Source organism: Psychrobacter sp. MF31 (assembly GCF_012847335.1).
Lineage (GTDB): Bacteria > Pseudomonadota > Gammaproteobacteria > Pseudomonadales > Moraxellaceae > Psychrobacter.
Genome location: NZ_JABBDX010000001.1, coordinates 28,712 through 44,110, shown reverse-complemented (window position 1 = coordinate 44,110; position 15,399 = coordinate 28,712). Strand labels below are relative to the sequence as shown.

The following is a 15,399-nucleotide window of genomic DNA, read 5'->3' as shown; positions in this document are numbered from 1 at the left end:
TTTAAGCCGCCTTTTTTATGCTGTAAGCTTAGTCATTTTTTGGGGATAATTCAATCAAATGGCGACTGTCATTTAAGTTTGGTACCAAAAGCTGAATCGTGGTGAGTTGCCAATCTTGCTCAAGCGCACAGATTTCCTCCAAAAGTGGGGCTTTACCTTTCATCGCACAAAGCTTACCTTTTGGTTTTAAATAAGGCGCGGCCGCAGCAACAAAATCATCAAGGCTTGCAAACGCGCGCGAGGTAATCACCTCATAGCTTCCTGAATGCGCCTCAATCCTTGCGGCAACCGGAATGATATTATCAAGCCCAATTTCACTAGCAATTTGCTTAATAAAACGAATTTTTTTTTGGTTGCTATCAAGCGCGGTACAAAGGCGATTGGGTTCACAAATGGCAATAATCACCGATGGCAGCCCCGCTCCTGTACCAATATCTAACAAATCCCCTGACGGTAATTTTGGTATAATCGCCAAGCAATCGATGAGGTGCTTTACCAAAGCGTCTTCAGGGCGCGTGATGGCAGTCAGATTATACGCTTTGCTCCAAAGCAGCAAGCCATCTAGATATTTAAGCAATTGCCCAAACTGCTGCTCGCTAAGCGATAACCCTAAGTCGGCGACCGCCTTGGTAAGCGTGGCTAATAACGACGGCACTTGCGACCCAATCTTGGCAAAGCTAAAAGCTGCGGTCAAATTTTGGTTATCAGTCATTTTAACCTCTGAGTTGTCATCATCGCTTGCCAAAATGGGCATGTAAACCGCGTATTTTATCATGGCGGCGCGCTATTGAATAGTTGCAGATTGCCCCAATGTCTAAGCCTTTATCAATCAAGCGACTGACGATCACGCCATTGTCAAAAAAAGCGGGTAAACTTATCCTGTGCTCAAATTAAAAGTGGTGTTAAACCGTGCAATTTTTTGAGCGCAGGTATTCTTAGTTTAATCCAAGCAATATTCGTTTTCCTATTCATTGTCTTGTCTTATTTTTTTTCAAACCTTATTTTTTTAAATCTTGTTTTTTTAAACCTTTTTATTGACCTTATTGAGCGCCTTTTTGTTTATGACTGATTCTCTTATTATAAATACCAAAAAACCTTCCCAGTTGACCAAAACGTCTGACTTAAAGCATAACGTGAAGGTTAAAGTGATTGATACCGATAGTCTGCCAAAGCCATCAGAACCTGACGATATGGCTGACCGTTTAAAAACAGCGACAACCGTGCAAGCCTGTGCGCCAAGTGCCGAATACCTTAAAATCGTTAAGCGCTGCCAAATTCCAGTGACTGCGCTTAAACGCTTTAGTGATTTGGAAGCGCTACCAAAAGATACGCAAAAAGCGCCGCCGCTTGATGTTGGTTTTGGTCAAAAACGCGCCATTAAAGCGCTACAAACGGCGCTTGATATTCATGCTAATGGCTATCATGTGTTTGCTGCTGGCGAAAATGGGTTGGGAAAGCGCACCATTATCACAAGATTGCTCAAAGAGATTGCAAAATCTGCTAAAACGCCGGACGACTGGGGCTATGTTCATAATTTTAATGACCCGCGAGCGCCGATTGCCATTCGCTTGCCTGCAGGTGAGCTTTGCAAACTGCAAGCGCAAATCAATCAGCTTTGGCAAAACGCCAAAAAACGCTTAAGCCAGCGCTTTCGCAGTGAGCAATACCAAAGCCAAATTGAAGCGATTAAAAACGACACCCACCAAAAAGAAAGTCAAGCTTATGATGAGTTAAGTGCTGAGGGCAAGCAGTTTGATTTAACGCTGACCTTTCGCGCTTTTGATAATAAAGCCATGTTCGTTCATCCAAGCGAGCTGCCAGACCAAGACCATACGGACGACAGTCGCGCTGATCATGAAGGCTTAGCGTTATCTGAAAAGCCATTGGCAAAGTCAGCGCCAGATAGTGATGAGCCGCGCCATAACTTTGCTCAAAAAAACCACATGCAAAAACGGCTCAATCAGTTAACCATTGAGCTTGAGCAATTAGAAGATGCCGCCAATGACGCTATTGAAGCGCTGCATCGCGATATTGCCAAACGCACGCTTGCACCATTATTTAACAAAATTCAAAAGCAATTTGCCAAGCATCCTGTGGTCATTGAATTTTTGCAAGCCATGATGGAGGATATGGTCAATCACGTTGAGCGCATTGTTAACGCCGATGATGAAGAGTTTATTGCCGCTGTTTTTGCGGCAACGCCAAGCCGATATGCGGTTAATATTTTGGTCAGTCACAAAGCTGGGAGCGGCGCGCCGATTATTTTTGAGGACATGCCAACGCATTTTAATTTACTCGGTCACGTTGAGCAAATCACCCAACTTGGCACAGTGACCACCGATGTCAGCATGATTCGCGCCGGCGCGTTGCACCGTGCTAATGGCGGCTATTTGCTGCTTGAAGCCAACTCTTTACTTGAGCACCCTTATGCTTGGCAAGGGCTCAAGCGCGCGCTGCAATCGGGAAAAATCAAAATGTCGAGTCTTGAGCAAATGCTCACCTTGACAGGCAGCCTATCGCTTGCGCCAAGTCCGATTGATTTGGATATCAAAGTGATTTTGCTTGGCGAGGCGGACGTTTATTACGAGCTGCTTGAGCTTGAGCCAGAGTTTGACGCGGTATTTAAAGTCCGCGCCGATTTTCATGATGACGTGTCAAGAACGCCTGAGCATGAATTGGCGCTGGTTGCCAAAATGGCAGATATTATTCACGCCGCCAATTTATTGCCCTTTGATAGTAGCGCTCAAGCCGCGCTACTTGAGCATTTAAGCTTGCAAGCTGAAGACCAAAACCGCTTAAGCCTGCATAGCGATCGGCTGATCAAATTGCTTCATGAATCTGATCGCCACGCCCGCAAACAAAATGAGCGTATGGTCAGCGCCCGCCATGTTGATCGCGCTATTGTTGATATGGATGAGCGCTCAGGATACTTGCGCGATTTATATTGGGATGAGCTAAAAAACGGTCAACAGCTTATCAACACCACTGGATTTGCCGTCGGTCAAGTCAACGCCCTCACCGTTGTCAGCTACGCCGATAGCGAATTTGGCATGCCCGCGCGATTGACCGCCGTCATTCAGCCGAACACCGGATCGGGCGATATTTTGGACATTGAGCGCGATGTTGATTTGGGCGGCAGCCTTCACGCTAAAGGTATGCTGATCATGACCAGCTACCTTCGCGCCTTATTTAGCCAGCATCACACGCTCAACTTTAGCGCTTCATTAGCTTTTGAGCAAAGCTACGCCCACATTGACGGCGATAGCGCCACTGTCAGCGAAGCTTGCGCCCTGCTGTCTGCCTTAGCCAATGTCCCGATTAATCAATCATTTGCCATCACAGGATCAATGAATCAGCTTGGCGAAATTCAAGCGGTTGGCGGCATCAATGCCAAAATCGCCGGATTTTTTGATGCTTGTATGGAGCAAGGCTTAACCGGAAATCAAGGCGTGATCATTCCGATGGCAAATACCAAACAGCTCATGCTTCGTGATGACATCATTCGCGCGGTCAATGACGGTCAATTTCAAATTTTTGGCGTCAACACCTTAAATGAAGCGCTAAGCCTCATGACTGCCATCCCGATTGATACGCTTAACAAAAAAGGCAACTTTCAAAAGCACAGCTTGTTTGGCAAGATACTGTCGCGGCTGACGCTTTGGGATGATGACCAAGACGATGACGAAGCCATAGATAAAAAAAGCGAAAAAAAGGGCAAGAAAAAAGCGAACAATAAGAAAAAACCGTCAAAGAAAAAGTCGCCTAAAATTCCCAAATCAGAAGAACCTAATCAAAAAGATACTGATAAGGAATAACTACTGAAGCCGCTAGACGAGCTAGCCCATTTCTGCCATGATAATTGCCTTATCATGGCAGCATGCTAGCGATAATAAATCTTATAAGAAAGTAAAAAAACTGTAAAAAGTAATCAAATAAAGGCGCTCAATGACCACTTCTGACTCTTTGACCACCCAAAATAACGATCTTGAAGCTCATGACAACGGTGACAGCCGTCATAGCGCCGCCACCACCGCTCGGCAATGGCAAGTGCTGTCACAGCTTCAGCGCCATCGTTGGGTCGGAACGGCGCACATTTATGAGCAGCTTAAGCTTTCAGGGTTTGACATCAGCTTGCGAACCGTTCAGCGCGACTTAAACGCCCTTGCTAAGCGCTTTCCAATCGAAAAAAACAACGCCAATCCGCAAGGCTGGCGCTGGAAAGATGACGCGCCCTTGCAAAGCTTACCGCACATGAATTTATCGCAAGCCGTTGCCTTTAATATGGTTGAAGCAAACCTAACTCAGCTGCTGCCGCCTGCGATTTTAGATGAGCTGTTTCCGTGGTTTGATTTGGCGCGCCGGCAACTTAAAAACAGCAAAGTCACCCACTCTTGGCTTGATCGCGTTCGCATTGAGCCTGCCACTCAGCCGCTCATTGCCCCTGCCATTGACTTGGACAGTAAAGATCACATTTATCATGCGCTGTTTTATCAATTGCAAATCCGCGCTGACTATACCCGAAGCAATCACACGCAAGCGAGCGAATATATTTTAAATCCCATTGCCATCATTCAGCGCGGCGTCATCATCTACCTGCTTGCCACTCGAGTGGACGATGTCGATGCCGTTATCCGAACCTTTGCTTTGCACCGCTTTACCCAAGTTGACATTTTAGAGTCAGCCGCGCAAACGCCTCCGGACTTTGAGATTGACCGCTATTTGGACTCTGGCGTGATGGGATTTTCTCATCCATTATTAAGCCAGCTTCCAGATTTTGGCAAAAATACCAGCGTTGAGCTGCGTTTTACTTCAAAAGCCGGAAGAAGTTTGACCGAAAGTAAACTGAGTCCGGATCAGCAAGTGATCTTTAATGACGATGATACGCTGACCATTAAAGCGACGGTAAATCTCACCTCGCAGCTTGTTTGGTGGCTTCGCGGCTTTGGTAGCGGTTTTCTTGGCGCAAAGCCTGATGCGCTTTACCACGCGGTTCTTGACCAAGCGATTTATGATGACAAAAATCATAATGACGATGAGGCTGCCAGCCTCGATGAAAAAACAACTTAACCCATAAAGCAAGTGATCAATTTTATAAATAACAATAACTTATAACAAGGATAATCATGTTAGAAGCTAAAATTAAACCCGTCATGTCCGACAGCTTAAGCGGTCTTGGGTTGACCTCTGATATTTTACTGTTTGCTTTAAATTATGACTTTACTCCACCTGACAAAAAAAAGAGCATTTTGCAGCGCCTAAAAGAAAACCAAGGCGGGATTGACCTTGATTTAAGCTGCGTCCTTTATGATGATGCTTGCCTTATTCAAGATATCGTTTGGTTCAAAGAGCTTCGTGATAAAGCAGAAGCCGTTCGCCATCAAGGTGACAGCTTAACCGGTAAAGATCGCGGCTTTGAAGCCATGTATCACGCGCCGCTTGACCAAGAACAAATCCGCATTTATTTAAGCAAACTTCCTGCCAATATCAGTAAAATTGCGCTGATTGCCAGCTCCTATTTTGGTCAAGATTTTAATCAGGTCAATGCAGGCGAGATTCATTTAAGCGATGACGAGGGCAACCGCGCTTTTACGCTAGATTTAAAGACACTGGCAAAAGGCTGTAAAATGATTTGGGTTGCTCAGCTTGAAAAGCAAATCGATGATTGGCAATTGACCATGCAAAACTTAAATTTAACCAATAAAGACATTCCAGAAGCAGCGCAGTTTGTCGGTCGCGAACTGACCCGAGCACTTGTTGTGCCATCGTCCCAGCTATAACAGTTGAGCAGCGGCTAACTTATTTAAAACCTCAATTGGTTAAAAGCTAAACTGATTAGTAAATTTAAACTAAGTTAATCCAACGCTTCGCCGCAATTGGGACAAAAATGCTTTTTTTTCACTTCAGCTTCGCGAGCGGCAAGCGCCTGCTCTCGAAGCACTTGCAGCACAATATCTTGAGCCTGCTCTTTATCAAGACCCAGCTTTCGGCGGATAGCATCTATTCTGGTTTGATTTTGCACCAAATCAAAATCGCCATCCATTAACGACTCACGAAACTCTTGCTCAAGCTCCTCGCGGCGTGAGGCAAGCTCATTGGCAAGCCCCGTTGCTAAAATACCCGCCGGAAGCGCGGCAAGCCCTACCCCAAGAATCGTAATGAGCGCCCCTAATATTTTCCCTGCCGTGGTAATGGGCGTCACATCACCATAGCCTACCGTCGTAAGCGTTACTACCGCCCACCACATCGCCTTGGGAATCGACTCAAACTCCTCAGGCTGAGCGCGATTTTCAACCAAATAAATGCCGCTCGATGCCGTGACAATCATGATGATTAAAATAAAAATCACCGCTTGAAACGAGCCACGTTCTTTATTAATCACCACCAATAAAATGCGCAAAGAGGCAAAATAGCGCGTTAATTTTAAAATCCTAAATAACCTTAGAATTCGTAAAAAACGCAAATCGATACTGACAAAATAATTTAAAAACGCCGGCGCAATCGCTGCTAAATCAATGAGCGCAGATGGACTGGTCAACCACTGCCAGCGCTGCCGCCAAGTCGTGTTATCAGGTTTGGCTTCTGCCACACTCCAAAGCCGAAGCAAAAACTCAATAGAAAACACGGCAATCGAAAAATGCTCAAAGGCTTTAAAATATGCTTGATAAGGATAATACCAACTGTCAACCGACTCAACAATCACCGCCGCAACGTTGGTCATGATCAAAACAATTAAGAAATAATCGACATAGCGGCTCAGCAAGCTGTCATGATCATCATTTTGCAAAATGTCATAAACAAATCGCCGAGCGCGCTTTAGCCACTGCATAATTTGCCTTTAAAAATTGGATAACGACTTAATAATGATGATCCTAGCGCTAGGCTAAGCAAAATTCACATAATAGATATAAACTAAAATAAACATCAAAAGCACAGTAATGACAAGGCTTACTTGGAGTATCCGCTGCTCGGCTTTTGAAGCAGAGCTTGAGCTGTCATTTTCCACCAAAATCATGCCGCAGTTTGGGCAGATGCCGCTACTTTCATTTAATCTCACCATAGATCGCGCATTACTACAGCGCAGCGGCGAGTTACTACAATATCCAATCATTTGATGTTGCTATCCTTAAATTGCTTTGGGCGTTTGCCCCTCATCAGCGGTCACGATAGTATTAACTTTATCGAAAGACAGTCACTGTAAAAAATTATGATAAAAAGTGCAAGTCGCGCTTACATAACGCTAAATAAGGCTATTGTAACGCTTATTTACGATATTTCTAGTTTCTAACTAAATCACTACTGTTTATAAGGATTATGTATTATAATGATCATAAGACGCTAACCATAAAGCCTAACTTGGCTTTTTATCACGTCTTTACTCAAGACCTTTTGCCATCCCTCATCAGGAATTGAGAATCATTGATTACGTTAAGGAATAAAATGATGAAATTATCTTCTCTTATTTTAGCTTCCGCTGCTGCTTTAACTATGACTTCAGCGTTTGCTGTTCCTGCTGGAACTTGGACGGTTGGCGCAGGCGCTCACTACGTTGACCCAAAAAGCGATAATGGTACCTTAGCTAACGGTGCTCTTGCTGTTGACGTTGATAGCGATATCCGCCCCACCATCACTGGCGAATACTTTTTTGCAGACAACATCGGCGTTGAATTACTTGGTGCTATCCCATTTCATCATGACATCACGTTGACAGATGCAACTGGCGCAACTATTGATGCTCGCACTCAGCACTTGCCACCAACGTTGTCATTACAGTATCATTTTGATGGCTACAATATGCCAATGAACGTTAAACCATTTGTTGGTGTTGGCGTGAACTACACGACTTTCTTTAAAGAAAGAATTTATGATGGCGCTGGTAGCGATTTGAACATTAAAGATAGTGTTGGTGTTGCCGGTCACGTCGGCGTGGATTTCCCATACTCACCAACCGAAGCCTTCCGAATTGATGCCCGTTACATGGACATCAAACCAGACGTTGAATTAAATGGTGCAGATATCGGTTCGGTTGACATTAGCCCTTGGGTTTATGGCGTTGCCTTTGTTAAAAGCTTTTAATTGATCAGCTAAAAGCCAAATAAAAAGCCAGCACTATTGCTGGCTTTTTTTGATTTAAAATTACTTATCAAAAAAAAGACCATCCGAAGACAGTCTTTTTTTGATGCAAATTTTAAAATTATAGCAAGATTTTACGTGGGTCTGCTAAAAGCTGAGTCACATAACGGGTAAATACTGCCGCATCAGCGCCGTTAATGACGCGGTGATCATAAGATAGCGACAATGGTAACATGAGTCGCGGCTCAAAGCTTTGGCTTGCGTCATTCCATTTTGGTTGAATGGTCGCTTCAGACGCGCCTAAAATCCCAACTTGAGGCCAGTTCACTAGCGGCGTAAAGGCAGTGCCACCAAGCACGCCTTGGCTTGAAATGGTAAAGCTTGCGCCTTGTAGATCTTTTGCTCCAAGCTTTTTATCACGAGCTTTTGCCGCAAGCTCACCAATTTCAATCGCGATTTGTTTAATGCCTTTGTCCTGAGCGTTTTTAATCACCGGAACGATCAAGCCATCATCGGTCGCTACCGCAATCCCCATATGAACCGATTTACGTAAAATAAGCTGGGTATTATCATCGCTTAAGTGACTGTTAAAGTTTGGAAATTGCGTTAAAGCATACGCTGTAGCTTTCACAATAAATGCCAAAATGGTCAAGCCAATACCTTGCTTTTTAAGATCGCCTTTAAGCTCGTTGCGCAAGCTTTCAGTGTCAGTGATATCCGCGATATCAAACTGAGTCACTTGCGGCAAATAGGTATTTAAATTGAGCTGCGGAATTGACACTTTTTGCAGTCGGCTTAAATCAACCGTTTCAGTTTTACCCCAAATATCGGCGTTACTCATATCAGGAAGGCTTGGCAATCCTGACCCCACCGAGACGCTGCCAGCAGCTGAAGCGGTATTTTGCGCAGTCATTCGCGTTTTAACGTAAGCAAACAAGTCTTCTTTTAAAATGCGCTCGTTTAGTGCTGAACCTTGAACTTGAGTAATATCTACCCCAAGCTCACGGGCAAGCTTACGAACGGCAGGTCCTGCATAAACGTCCGTCAATTTGGCATTGACTTCGCTTTCGCTAAGCTTTTGCACATTTTGAGGTTTGCTTGCCGTATCAGCAGCAGGCTTATCGGTTTTAGGCGCAGGAGCTTGTTTAGGCTCGCCCGTCGTTTGTTCTTGAGCCGCTTTACTGTCTTCTTTTGCAGGCGCCTCTTCTTTTGGTTCAGGCTCGTCGGTCGCGGCGCCTTCACTGGTAATTACGATATAATCTTGACCATTGCTGACCATATCGCCATTGTTGACAAGAATTTTTTCAATGGTTCCGGCTTCAGGGGCAGGAACTTCAACCGAAGCTTTATCAGATTCAATCAGTAATATTGGTTCGTCTTTTTCAACGCGATCACCAACGCTGACCATGATTTCAGCCACTTGAGCTTCATCAACGCCCAAGTCTGGCAGTTGATGAGTGCTGGTTTTTGGTGCTGACACTTGGCTTTTCTCAGCTTTTGAAGCGCTTGGCTTTTCGCTCTCTATACTGGATTTTACTTCAGAAGTATCAGCACTGCTTTCTTGTTTTTCTGATTCACTAGCCGCTTTTTCATCACTTGCATTGTCATTTGAATCATCAGCGCTATCAACTTCGATCAGCGTCATGCCCTCACTCACCATATCACCAACATTAACGTTGATTTTGGTCACTTTTCCAGCCGCTGAGCTTGGCACTTCAACCGAGGCTTTGTCAGATTCAAGCAAAATGATATTGTCATCTTTGGCAATGGTATCGCCAACATTGACCATAATTTCGCTGACTTCAGCGCTATCTACACCCAAATCGGGGGCTTTAATTTCCATCCTAATTCTCCTTGAGTGTCAAAATTATTCTTTGATGTCGCTATCATCAAGTAGCGCGGCGTCTGCTGGGTCTTCAGCGCGACCTTCGCTGCTGATTTCATCATCATCTTCAACGACAAATTCAGGAACAGGATTAGGATTGACGTTATCAGGAGCTGGCGCATCTGGCGAGTGGTCATAATGCGGCTGCTGATGCCAAGCTGGTGGATGATCGATGTCAATGTTCAAGCTTGAAATGGCATCTTTGACCAAGCGCATTTCAACTTCGCCTTCATCGGCTAAGCGCTTTAAGGTTGCAACCACGATATGTTCGGCATCAACGTTAAAGAAGCTACGCAATTGCTCACGCGTGTCCGAGCGACCATAACCATCTGTTCCAAGCGTGGTGTAAGGGCGATTGTCAGGAAGCCAAGCACGAATTTGCTCAGAGTAGTTGCGCATATAGTCAGTTGCAGCAACGACAATACCTTCGTGCGGGGCAAGCTGCTCGGTGACCCAAGGCACACGCTCTTCATCCATTGGATGCAGGCGGTTATAATCATCGCAAGCCATACCATCGCGAGTCAGCTCGTTAAAGCTGGTCACGCTCCAAACGTTGGCAGTGATGTTAAATTCATCTTTTAAGATGCGAGCGGCTTTTTGAACTTCACGTAAAATAACGCCAGAACCAAGCAATTGAACTTGGGTTGAGCCATTGTCTTCAAGCAAATACATACCGCGCTTGATACCTTCTTCAACGCCTTCTGGCATTGCTGGCTGCTCGTAGTTTTCGTTCATAAGCGTGATGTAATAATAAACACGCTCACCCTCGCCATACATCCGGCGCAGACCGTCATGCATTACCACAGCAAGCTCATAACCAAAGCAAGGATCATAACTTACGCAGTTAGGAACGGTGTTAAATAAAATGTGCGAGTGACCATCTTGATGCTGCAAACCTTCGCCATTAAGCGTGGTTCGACCAGCCGTTGCGCCCAGTAAGAAACCTTGAGCTTGACAATCCCCTGCCGCCCAAGCCAAATCGCCTACGCGCTGGAAGCCAAACATTGAATAGTAAATGTATAACGGAATCATCGGCAAAGCATTGATTGAATAGCTTGTTGCTAACGCAATCCAAGCACTCATCGCGCCCGCTTCGTTAATGCCCTCTTCTAACATGTGACCATCAATGGCTTCTTTATAGCCCATCAACGCTTCGTTGTCTTCAGGCGTATATTTTTGACCAACGGCGGAGTAAATGCCAAGCTGACGGAACATACCTTCTAAACCAAAGGTTCGCGCTTCATCAGGAACAATCGGCACTACGCGGTCTTGAATGTCTTTATTTTTAAGCATGGCTGACAGCAAGCGCACAAAGACCATCGTGGTCGATTGCTCTTTGCCATTACTGCCTTGTAACACGCGATCAAAAATCGTTAAATCTGGAATATTAAGCGGAATATGACCACTTCGGCGCGTTGGCAGATGACCACCTAAGGCTTCACGGCGACCTTTTAGATATTTCATTTCAGCCGAATTTTCATCCGGACGATAAAACGGCAAGGTATCTAACTGCTCATCGGTAAATGGCAAGTCAAAACGATCACGGAAATAAACCAAGCCTTCTTTATCCAGCTTTTTGATTTGGTGCGATTTATTCACTGCTTGAGTTTGCGTGGATAAACCATAACCTTTAACCGTTTTAACCAAAATTACCGTAGGTTGACCTTTGGTTTTCATCGCTTCACTAAAGGCCGCATAAACTTTTACGGGGTCATGACCGCCGCGATTGAGTCTCATAATATCATCGTCGGTGAGGTCTTTGGTCATCTCCTCAAGCTCAGGATATTTATTGAAAAACTCTTTTCGGGTAAAGGCAGCATCGCGAGCTTCATAAAGCTGATACTCGCCATCTACGGCTTCTTCCATTCGGTATTTTAAAACGCCGGTGTCATCATTGGCGAGTAAATTGTCCCATTTACCGCCCCAAATAACTTTAATCACCCGCCAGCCTGCGCCGCGGAATACTGACTCAAGCTCTTGAATGATCTTGCCATTGCCACGAACTGGACCATCTAAGCGCTGTAAGTTACAGTTGATAACCCAAATGAGGTTGTCAAGCTTTTCACGACCAGCAAGCGAGATTGCGCCCAAGCTTTCTGGCTCATCAGTCTCGCCATCGCCCAAAAATGCCCAAATTTTGCGACCTTCATTTTCAAGCAAACCGCGGTTTTCCATATAACGCTGAACGTGAGCGTGATAAATGGACATAATAGGACCAAGTCCCATTGATACCGTTGGGAACTGCCAATAATCCGGCATCAAATAAGGATGTGGATAGCTTGATAAGCCTTTGCCGCCCACTTCACGGCGAAAGTTACTGAGCTGATCTTCACTCAAGCGACCTTCTAAATAGGAGCGCGCGTAAATTCCAGGTGCTGAGTGACCTTGGTAATAAATCATATCGCCGCCAAAATGATTGCTGGCAGCACGGAAAAAGTGGTTAAACCCAGTTTCATAAAGGGTCGCACTTGACGCAAATGTTGCTAAGTGACCGCCCAAATCATCGTCATTGTTGTTGGCACGCATGACCATAGCCAACGCGTTATAACGGATTAACGCCCGAATTTTGCGCTCAATCGCTAAATCCCCTGGATACATCGGCTCATCGTCTGCCGCAATGGTATTGATATAAGCGGTATCCAAACGGTTAAATGGCAGCCCTTCTTGAACCGCCATGTTATAAAGCGCTTTTAATAAAAATTGCGCGCGCTCTTTGTCTGCATGCTTAATCACCGATTCAAATGCACTGAGCCATTCTTGAGTTTCGGTGCTGTCAGCATCCTTATAATAGTTCATACAATTACCTTTTGTAGTTCATTTTCAATTGCAGGCTAAGAAATATGATTTCAAATATGTCTCTTACAATAGCCACTTTTAAGATAAGATTAATTTTGTAACAATCGATGATAACACAATTTTCTGCCACTTAATGGCTCTTTTACTGCTTGCTTATTATCCATAATAAAATCCCTTTTATACTGTCCATAGCCTCGATGTTTTCAGGCAAACTAAATTCATAAACGCTTTATTACCCTTCTATTATAAAGAGTTTTGAGCTGTATTTATATAAAGCTGTATAAATGATGAAATTATGCTTATTTTGCCAAAAAATAGTTTCTTTCTCCTATTTTAAAACCGGTTAAATAAGCTTTATAATCTACAACTTTATTAAATATGTTTCCATAATATTTCTAATATACTACTTGTCGTATATTTTTTGCCTTTTATCGTATTTTTAAGCAAAGATATTGTAACCGAATTAAACTTCTATTATAGTGATCCAGCAAACAGATGTTCTTAAAATTTTAATATATATTGATGATTCACAGGTTAAGTTATGAATTACAGTCGGATTAACAGCTCTAAAAATTCGTCTTATTCATCTAAAGCGTTAGTAATGACTACTGTTGCTTTAACCACAGCCAGTTTATCCTTCGGAGCACAAGCTGCCTTTGATGTTACTGAGCCTTCAGCCACCGCTACTTGCCCTGCTAATCATAAAATGTATTACATTGGCGCTAATGCTCCTAAGTCTACGACTACTCAACCAGTAACGTCAACATCGCTTGCTTGGACGGCAGGTGCTCTATCACGAAATTTCGCGTTTAATGAGCCATCTGGTAATAAAATATTTACCATTAGTTTTTCTCAAGTGGTCGATTTAAATAATAACAGCGGTGGAACGCCACCTTTTTTTGGGAGTATTGATGCAGCAACCGCTTCTGCTATTAATATGGTTCATAACTCAACAGGCGTTAAAACTAACCATGTGCTAACACTTAGCACTAACCGTGCAACCAGTAAGACTGGTTATAAAATACAAGATGTAGACTCAACAAAAAATAATAGTAATCAAGTTCCATATATTGAACAGGTCGACGTATCAGCCGCAGGGGGTCAGCTGACCTATGATCCCTCTTTTCATACAATAAACTCAGCTAAGAATATTGTCACTGCACGATCAGGAATAAACTGTGGTCTTGGAGAATGTACAATTGATAGTTCTTGGGATTACAAAGCTGCTAATACTTCTCTGAGCTTAAAACATAATAATAGTTTAAGCCAAGTGAACTTACCTCATGCAGTTGGCTATTCAGACTTCTTTTTCTGTTTAGCGCCACCCAAACTTATCGTTGAAAAAGAGTTAAACGGTACTCGGGTTAATGATAGCGCAGCTAAGCGTGATCAATTTGAAATCAAAGTCACAGGTAGCGGGATTGTCGCCAATAGCTTTACGACTACAGGGACAGGGGCGACCATTACTAATGGAAGCAGTGATACGCTAGCTTTAAAAGAAAATACTTCTTATACCATCACTGAACGTGTCATGAACGGCACTACGCTTGCTGATCTTCAAGCAAATTATGACAGTAGCTACACTTGCTCCAATGCTACAACAGGCAGTACTACAGTTATGCCAACAGCTGCCATGACTTATAATGAGGCAACCAAAACGCGCTCATTTAGCTTAAATAATGTGAATTACGGCGATGAGATCACCTGCACGATCACCAACACCCCAAAATATTATTTATTTTCAGGAGTGGTCTTTAACGATAATGGGGGTATTGCCGATAGCAGTGCCAATGCAAATAACGCAGACGATCCCTATAAAAGTAATACTAAATATTTTAATGCTACCTTAGACACGGGCGAATCCGGCATTTCTGGAAGCACGATTCAGCTTGTTGACTGTTCAGATAATAACAAAGTTTATGCTGAAAAAAGCACAGATGCTAATGGCAATTATAATTTTGTGATTGCTCAATCACTTCTACCTGCCAATAAAATCTGCATTAAAGAAAGCACAGCCCCCGCAAGCTATCCTATTGCAACCTCGCCTAATATTAAGCAGATTACGCTTAGCCCTACCACGACCACTTATGCTGAGCAAAACTTTGGTCGTGTGATTCTGAAAAATGCCCCTTTAGTACTAGAAAAACTTCAATTCGCTAACAAATGCAACCTAGCCAACTTAGTAGAAAATACTCAAAACGGTGTTATTTATAGCAAAGATCCTGTGACTGCCTCTAATCCTAATATTGCGCCGATGAACTGTATCGCCTACAAATTAATCGCCACAAACCGCGCCAATTTGGCTATTGACAATGTGGTTATTCAAGACCGCTTGGCTCAAAAAGGCATTGGTACGGCGTTAATCACATCAACGCTCATCAACAATGACAAGCGCTTGAGTGTTCCTGCCATGCCTGCAGTCAGCTTTAATGATGGTTTAACGGACGGTAAAAACGGTACGGTAAAAACCGCAGCTTTTTCATTGGCAGCTAAAAACGCTCGCAGCTTTTATTTCAATACCAAATATGGAACGACCCAATCTCCTTAGCACATTATAAATAACTCAAATTGCTAGAGTAATACACCAAGCTTCCTTTTCACCGTTCATTATTTTTTAGCTACATTTCGTCTGAAATATAGCTAACCTT

General features: G+C 43.8%; 10 protein-coding genes. 6 read left to right on the top strand and 4 right to left on the bottom strand.

Annotated elements, in window-relative coordinates; genetic code table 11:
• Window positions 1-28: 28 nt before the first annotated feature.
• Window positions 29-712 carry a 16S rRNA (guanine(527)-N(7))-methyltransferase RsmG gene (gene rsmG / locus HF322_RS00160; protein WP_169391929.1) on the bottom strand — a complete coding sequence of 228 codons (684 nt, stop codon included), beginning with the start codon at window positions 710-712 and terminating at the stop codon, window positions 29-31.
• Window positions 713-1,190: 478 nt separating this feature from the next.
• Between rsmG and HF322_RS00155 the strand changes: the two genes are divergently transcribed.
• The 3 genes from HF322_RS00155 to HF322_RS00145 all read left to right on the top strand — a co-directional run bounded on the left by HF322_RS00155 (window position 1,191) and on the right by HF322_RS00145 (window position 5,777).
• A complete protein-coding gene (locus tag HF322_RS00155; protein WP_169391928.1) occupies window positions 1,191-3,815 on the top strand; it encodes an ATP-binding protein in 2,625 nt (874 codons plus the stop codon).
• 130 nt (window positions 3,816-3,945) lie between these two features.
• Window positions 3,946-5,067, top strand: coding sequence for a YafY family protein (locus HF322_RS00150; RefSeq protein WP_169391381.1), 1,122 nt, complete (start codon window positions 3,946-3,948; stop codon window positions 5,065-5,067).
• A gap of 56 nt (window positions 5,068-5,123) precedes the next feature.
• Window positions 5,124-5,777: a TerD family protein gene (locus HF322_RS00145; protein ID WP_169391380.1), complete on the top strand. Its 654-nt coding sequence runs from the start codon at window positions 5,124-5,126 to the stop codon at window positions 5,775-5,777.
• A gap of 74 nt (window positions 5,778-5,851) precedes the next feature.
• Here HF322_RS00145 and HF322_RS00140 read toward each other — a convergent pair whose 3' ends face one another.
• Window positions 5,852-6,826: an ion transporter gene (locus HF322_RS00140; RefSeq protein WP_169391379.1), complete on the bottom strand. Its 975-nt coding sequence runs from the start codon at window positions 6,824-6,826 to the stop codon at window positions 5,852-5,854.
• 109 nt (window positions 6,827-6,935) lie between these two features.
• Between HF322_RS00140 and HF322_RS00135 the strand changes: the two genes are divergently transcribed.
• Both HF322_RS00135 and HF322_RS00130 read left to right on the top strand, forming a co-directional pair.
• On the top strand, window positions 6,936-7,112 hold the full coding sequence (locus tag HF322_RS00135; protein ID WP_169391378.1) for a hypothetical protein: 177 nt from the start codon (window positions 6,936-6,938) through the stop codon (window positions 7,110-7,112).
• 328 nt (window positions 7,113-7,440) lie between these two features.
• Window positions 7,441-8,073, top strand: coding sequence for an OmpW family protein (locus HF322_RS00130; RefSeq protein WP_169391377.1), 633 nt, complete (start codon window positions 7,441-7,443; stop codon window positions 8,071-8,073).
• A 118-nt stretch (window positions 8,074-8,191) separates the two neighbouring features.
• Here the strand turns inward: HF322_RS00130 and HF322_RS00125 are convergent, their stop codons facing one another.
• Window positions 8,192-9,913, bottom strand: coding sequence for a 2-oxo acid dehydrogenase subunit E2 (locus HF322_RS00125; RefSeq protein WP_169391376.1), 1,722 nt, complete (start codon window positions 9,911-9,913; stop codon window positions 8,192-8,194).
• Window positions 9,914-9,937: 24 nt separating this feature from the next.
• Window positions 9,938-12,751 (bottom strand): pyruvate dehydrogenase (acetyl-transferring), homodimeric type, encoded by a 2,814-nt coding sequence (gene aceE, locus HF322_RS00120; RefSeq protein WP_169391375.1) that lies wholly within the window; start codon window positions 12,749-12,751, stop codon window positions 9,938-9,940.
• A 601-nt stretch (window positions 12,752-13,352) separates the two neighbouring features.
• Between aceE and HF322_RS00115 the strand changes: the two genes are divergently transcribed.
• Window positions 13,353-15,299: a hypothetical protein gene (locus tag HF322_RS00115; RefSeq protein WP_169391374.1), complete on the top strand. Its 1,947-nt coding sequence runs from the start codon at window positions 13,353-13,355 to the stop codon at window positions 15,297-15,299.
• Window positions 15,300-15,399: the final 100 nt, after the last annotated feature.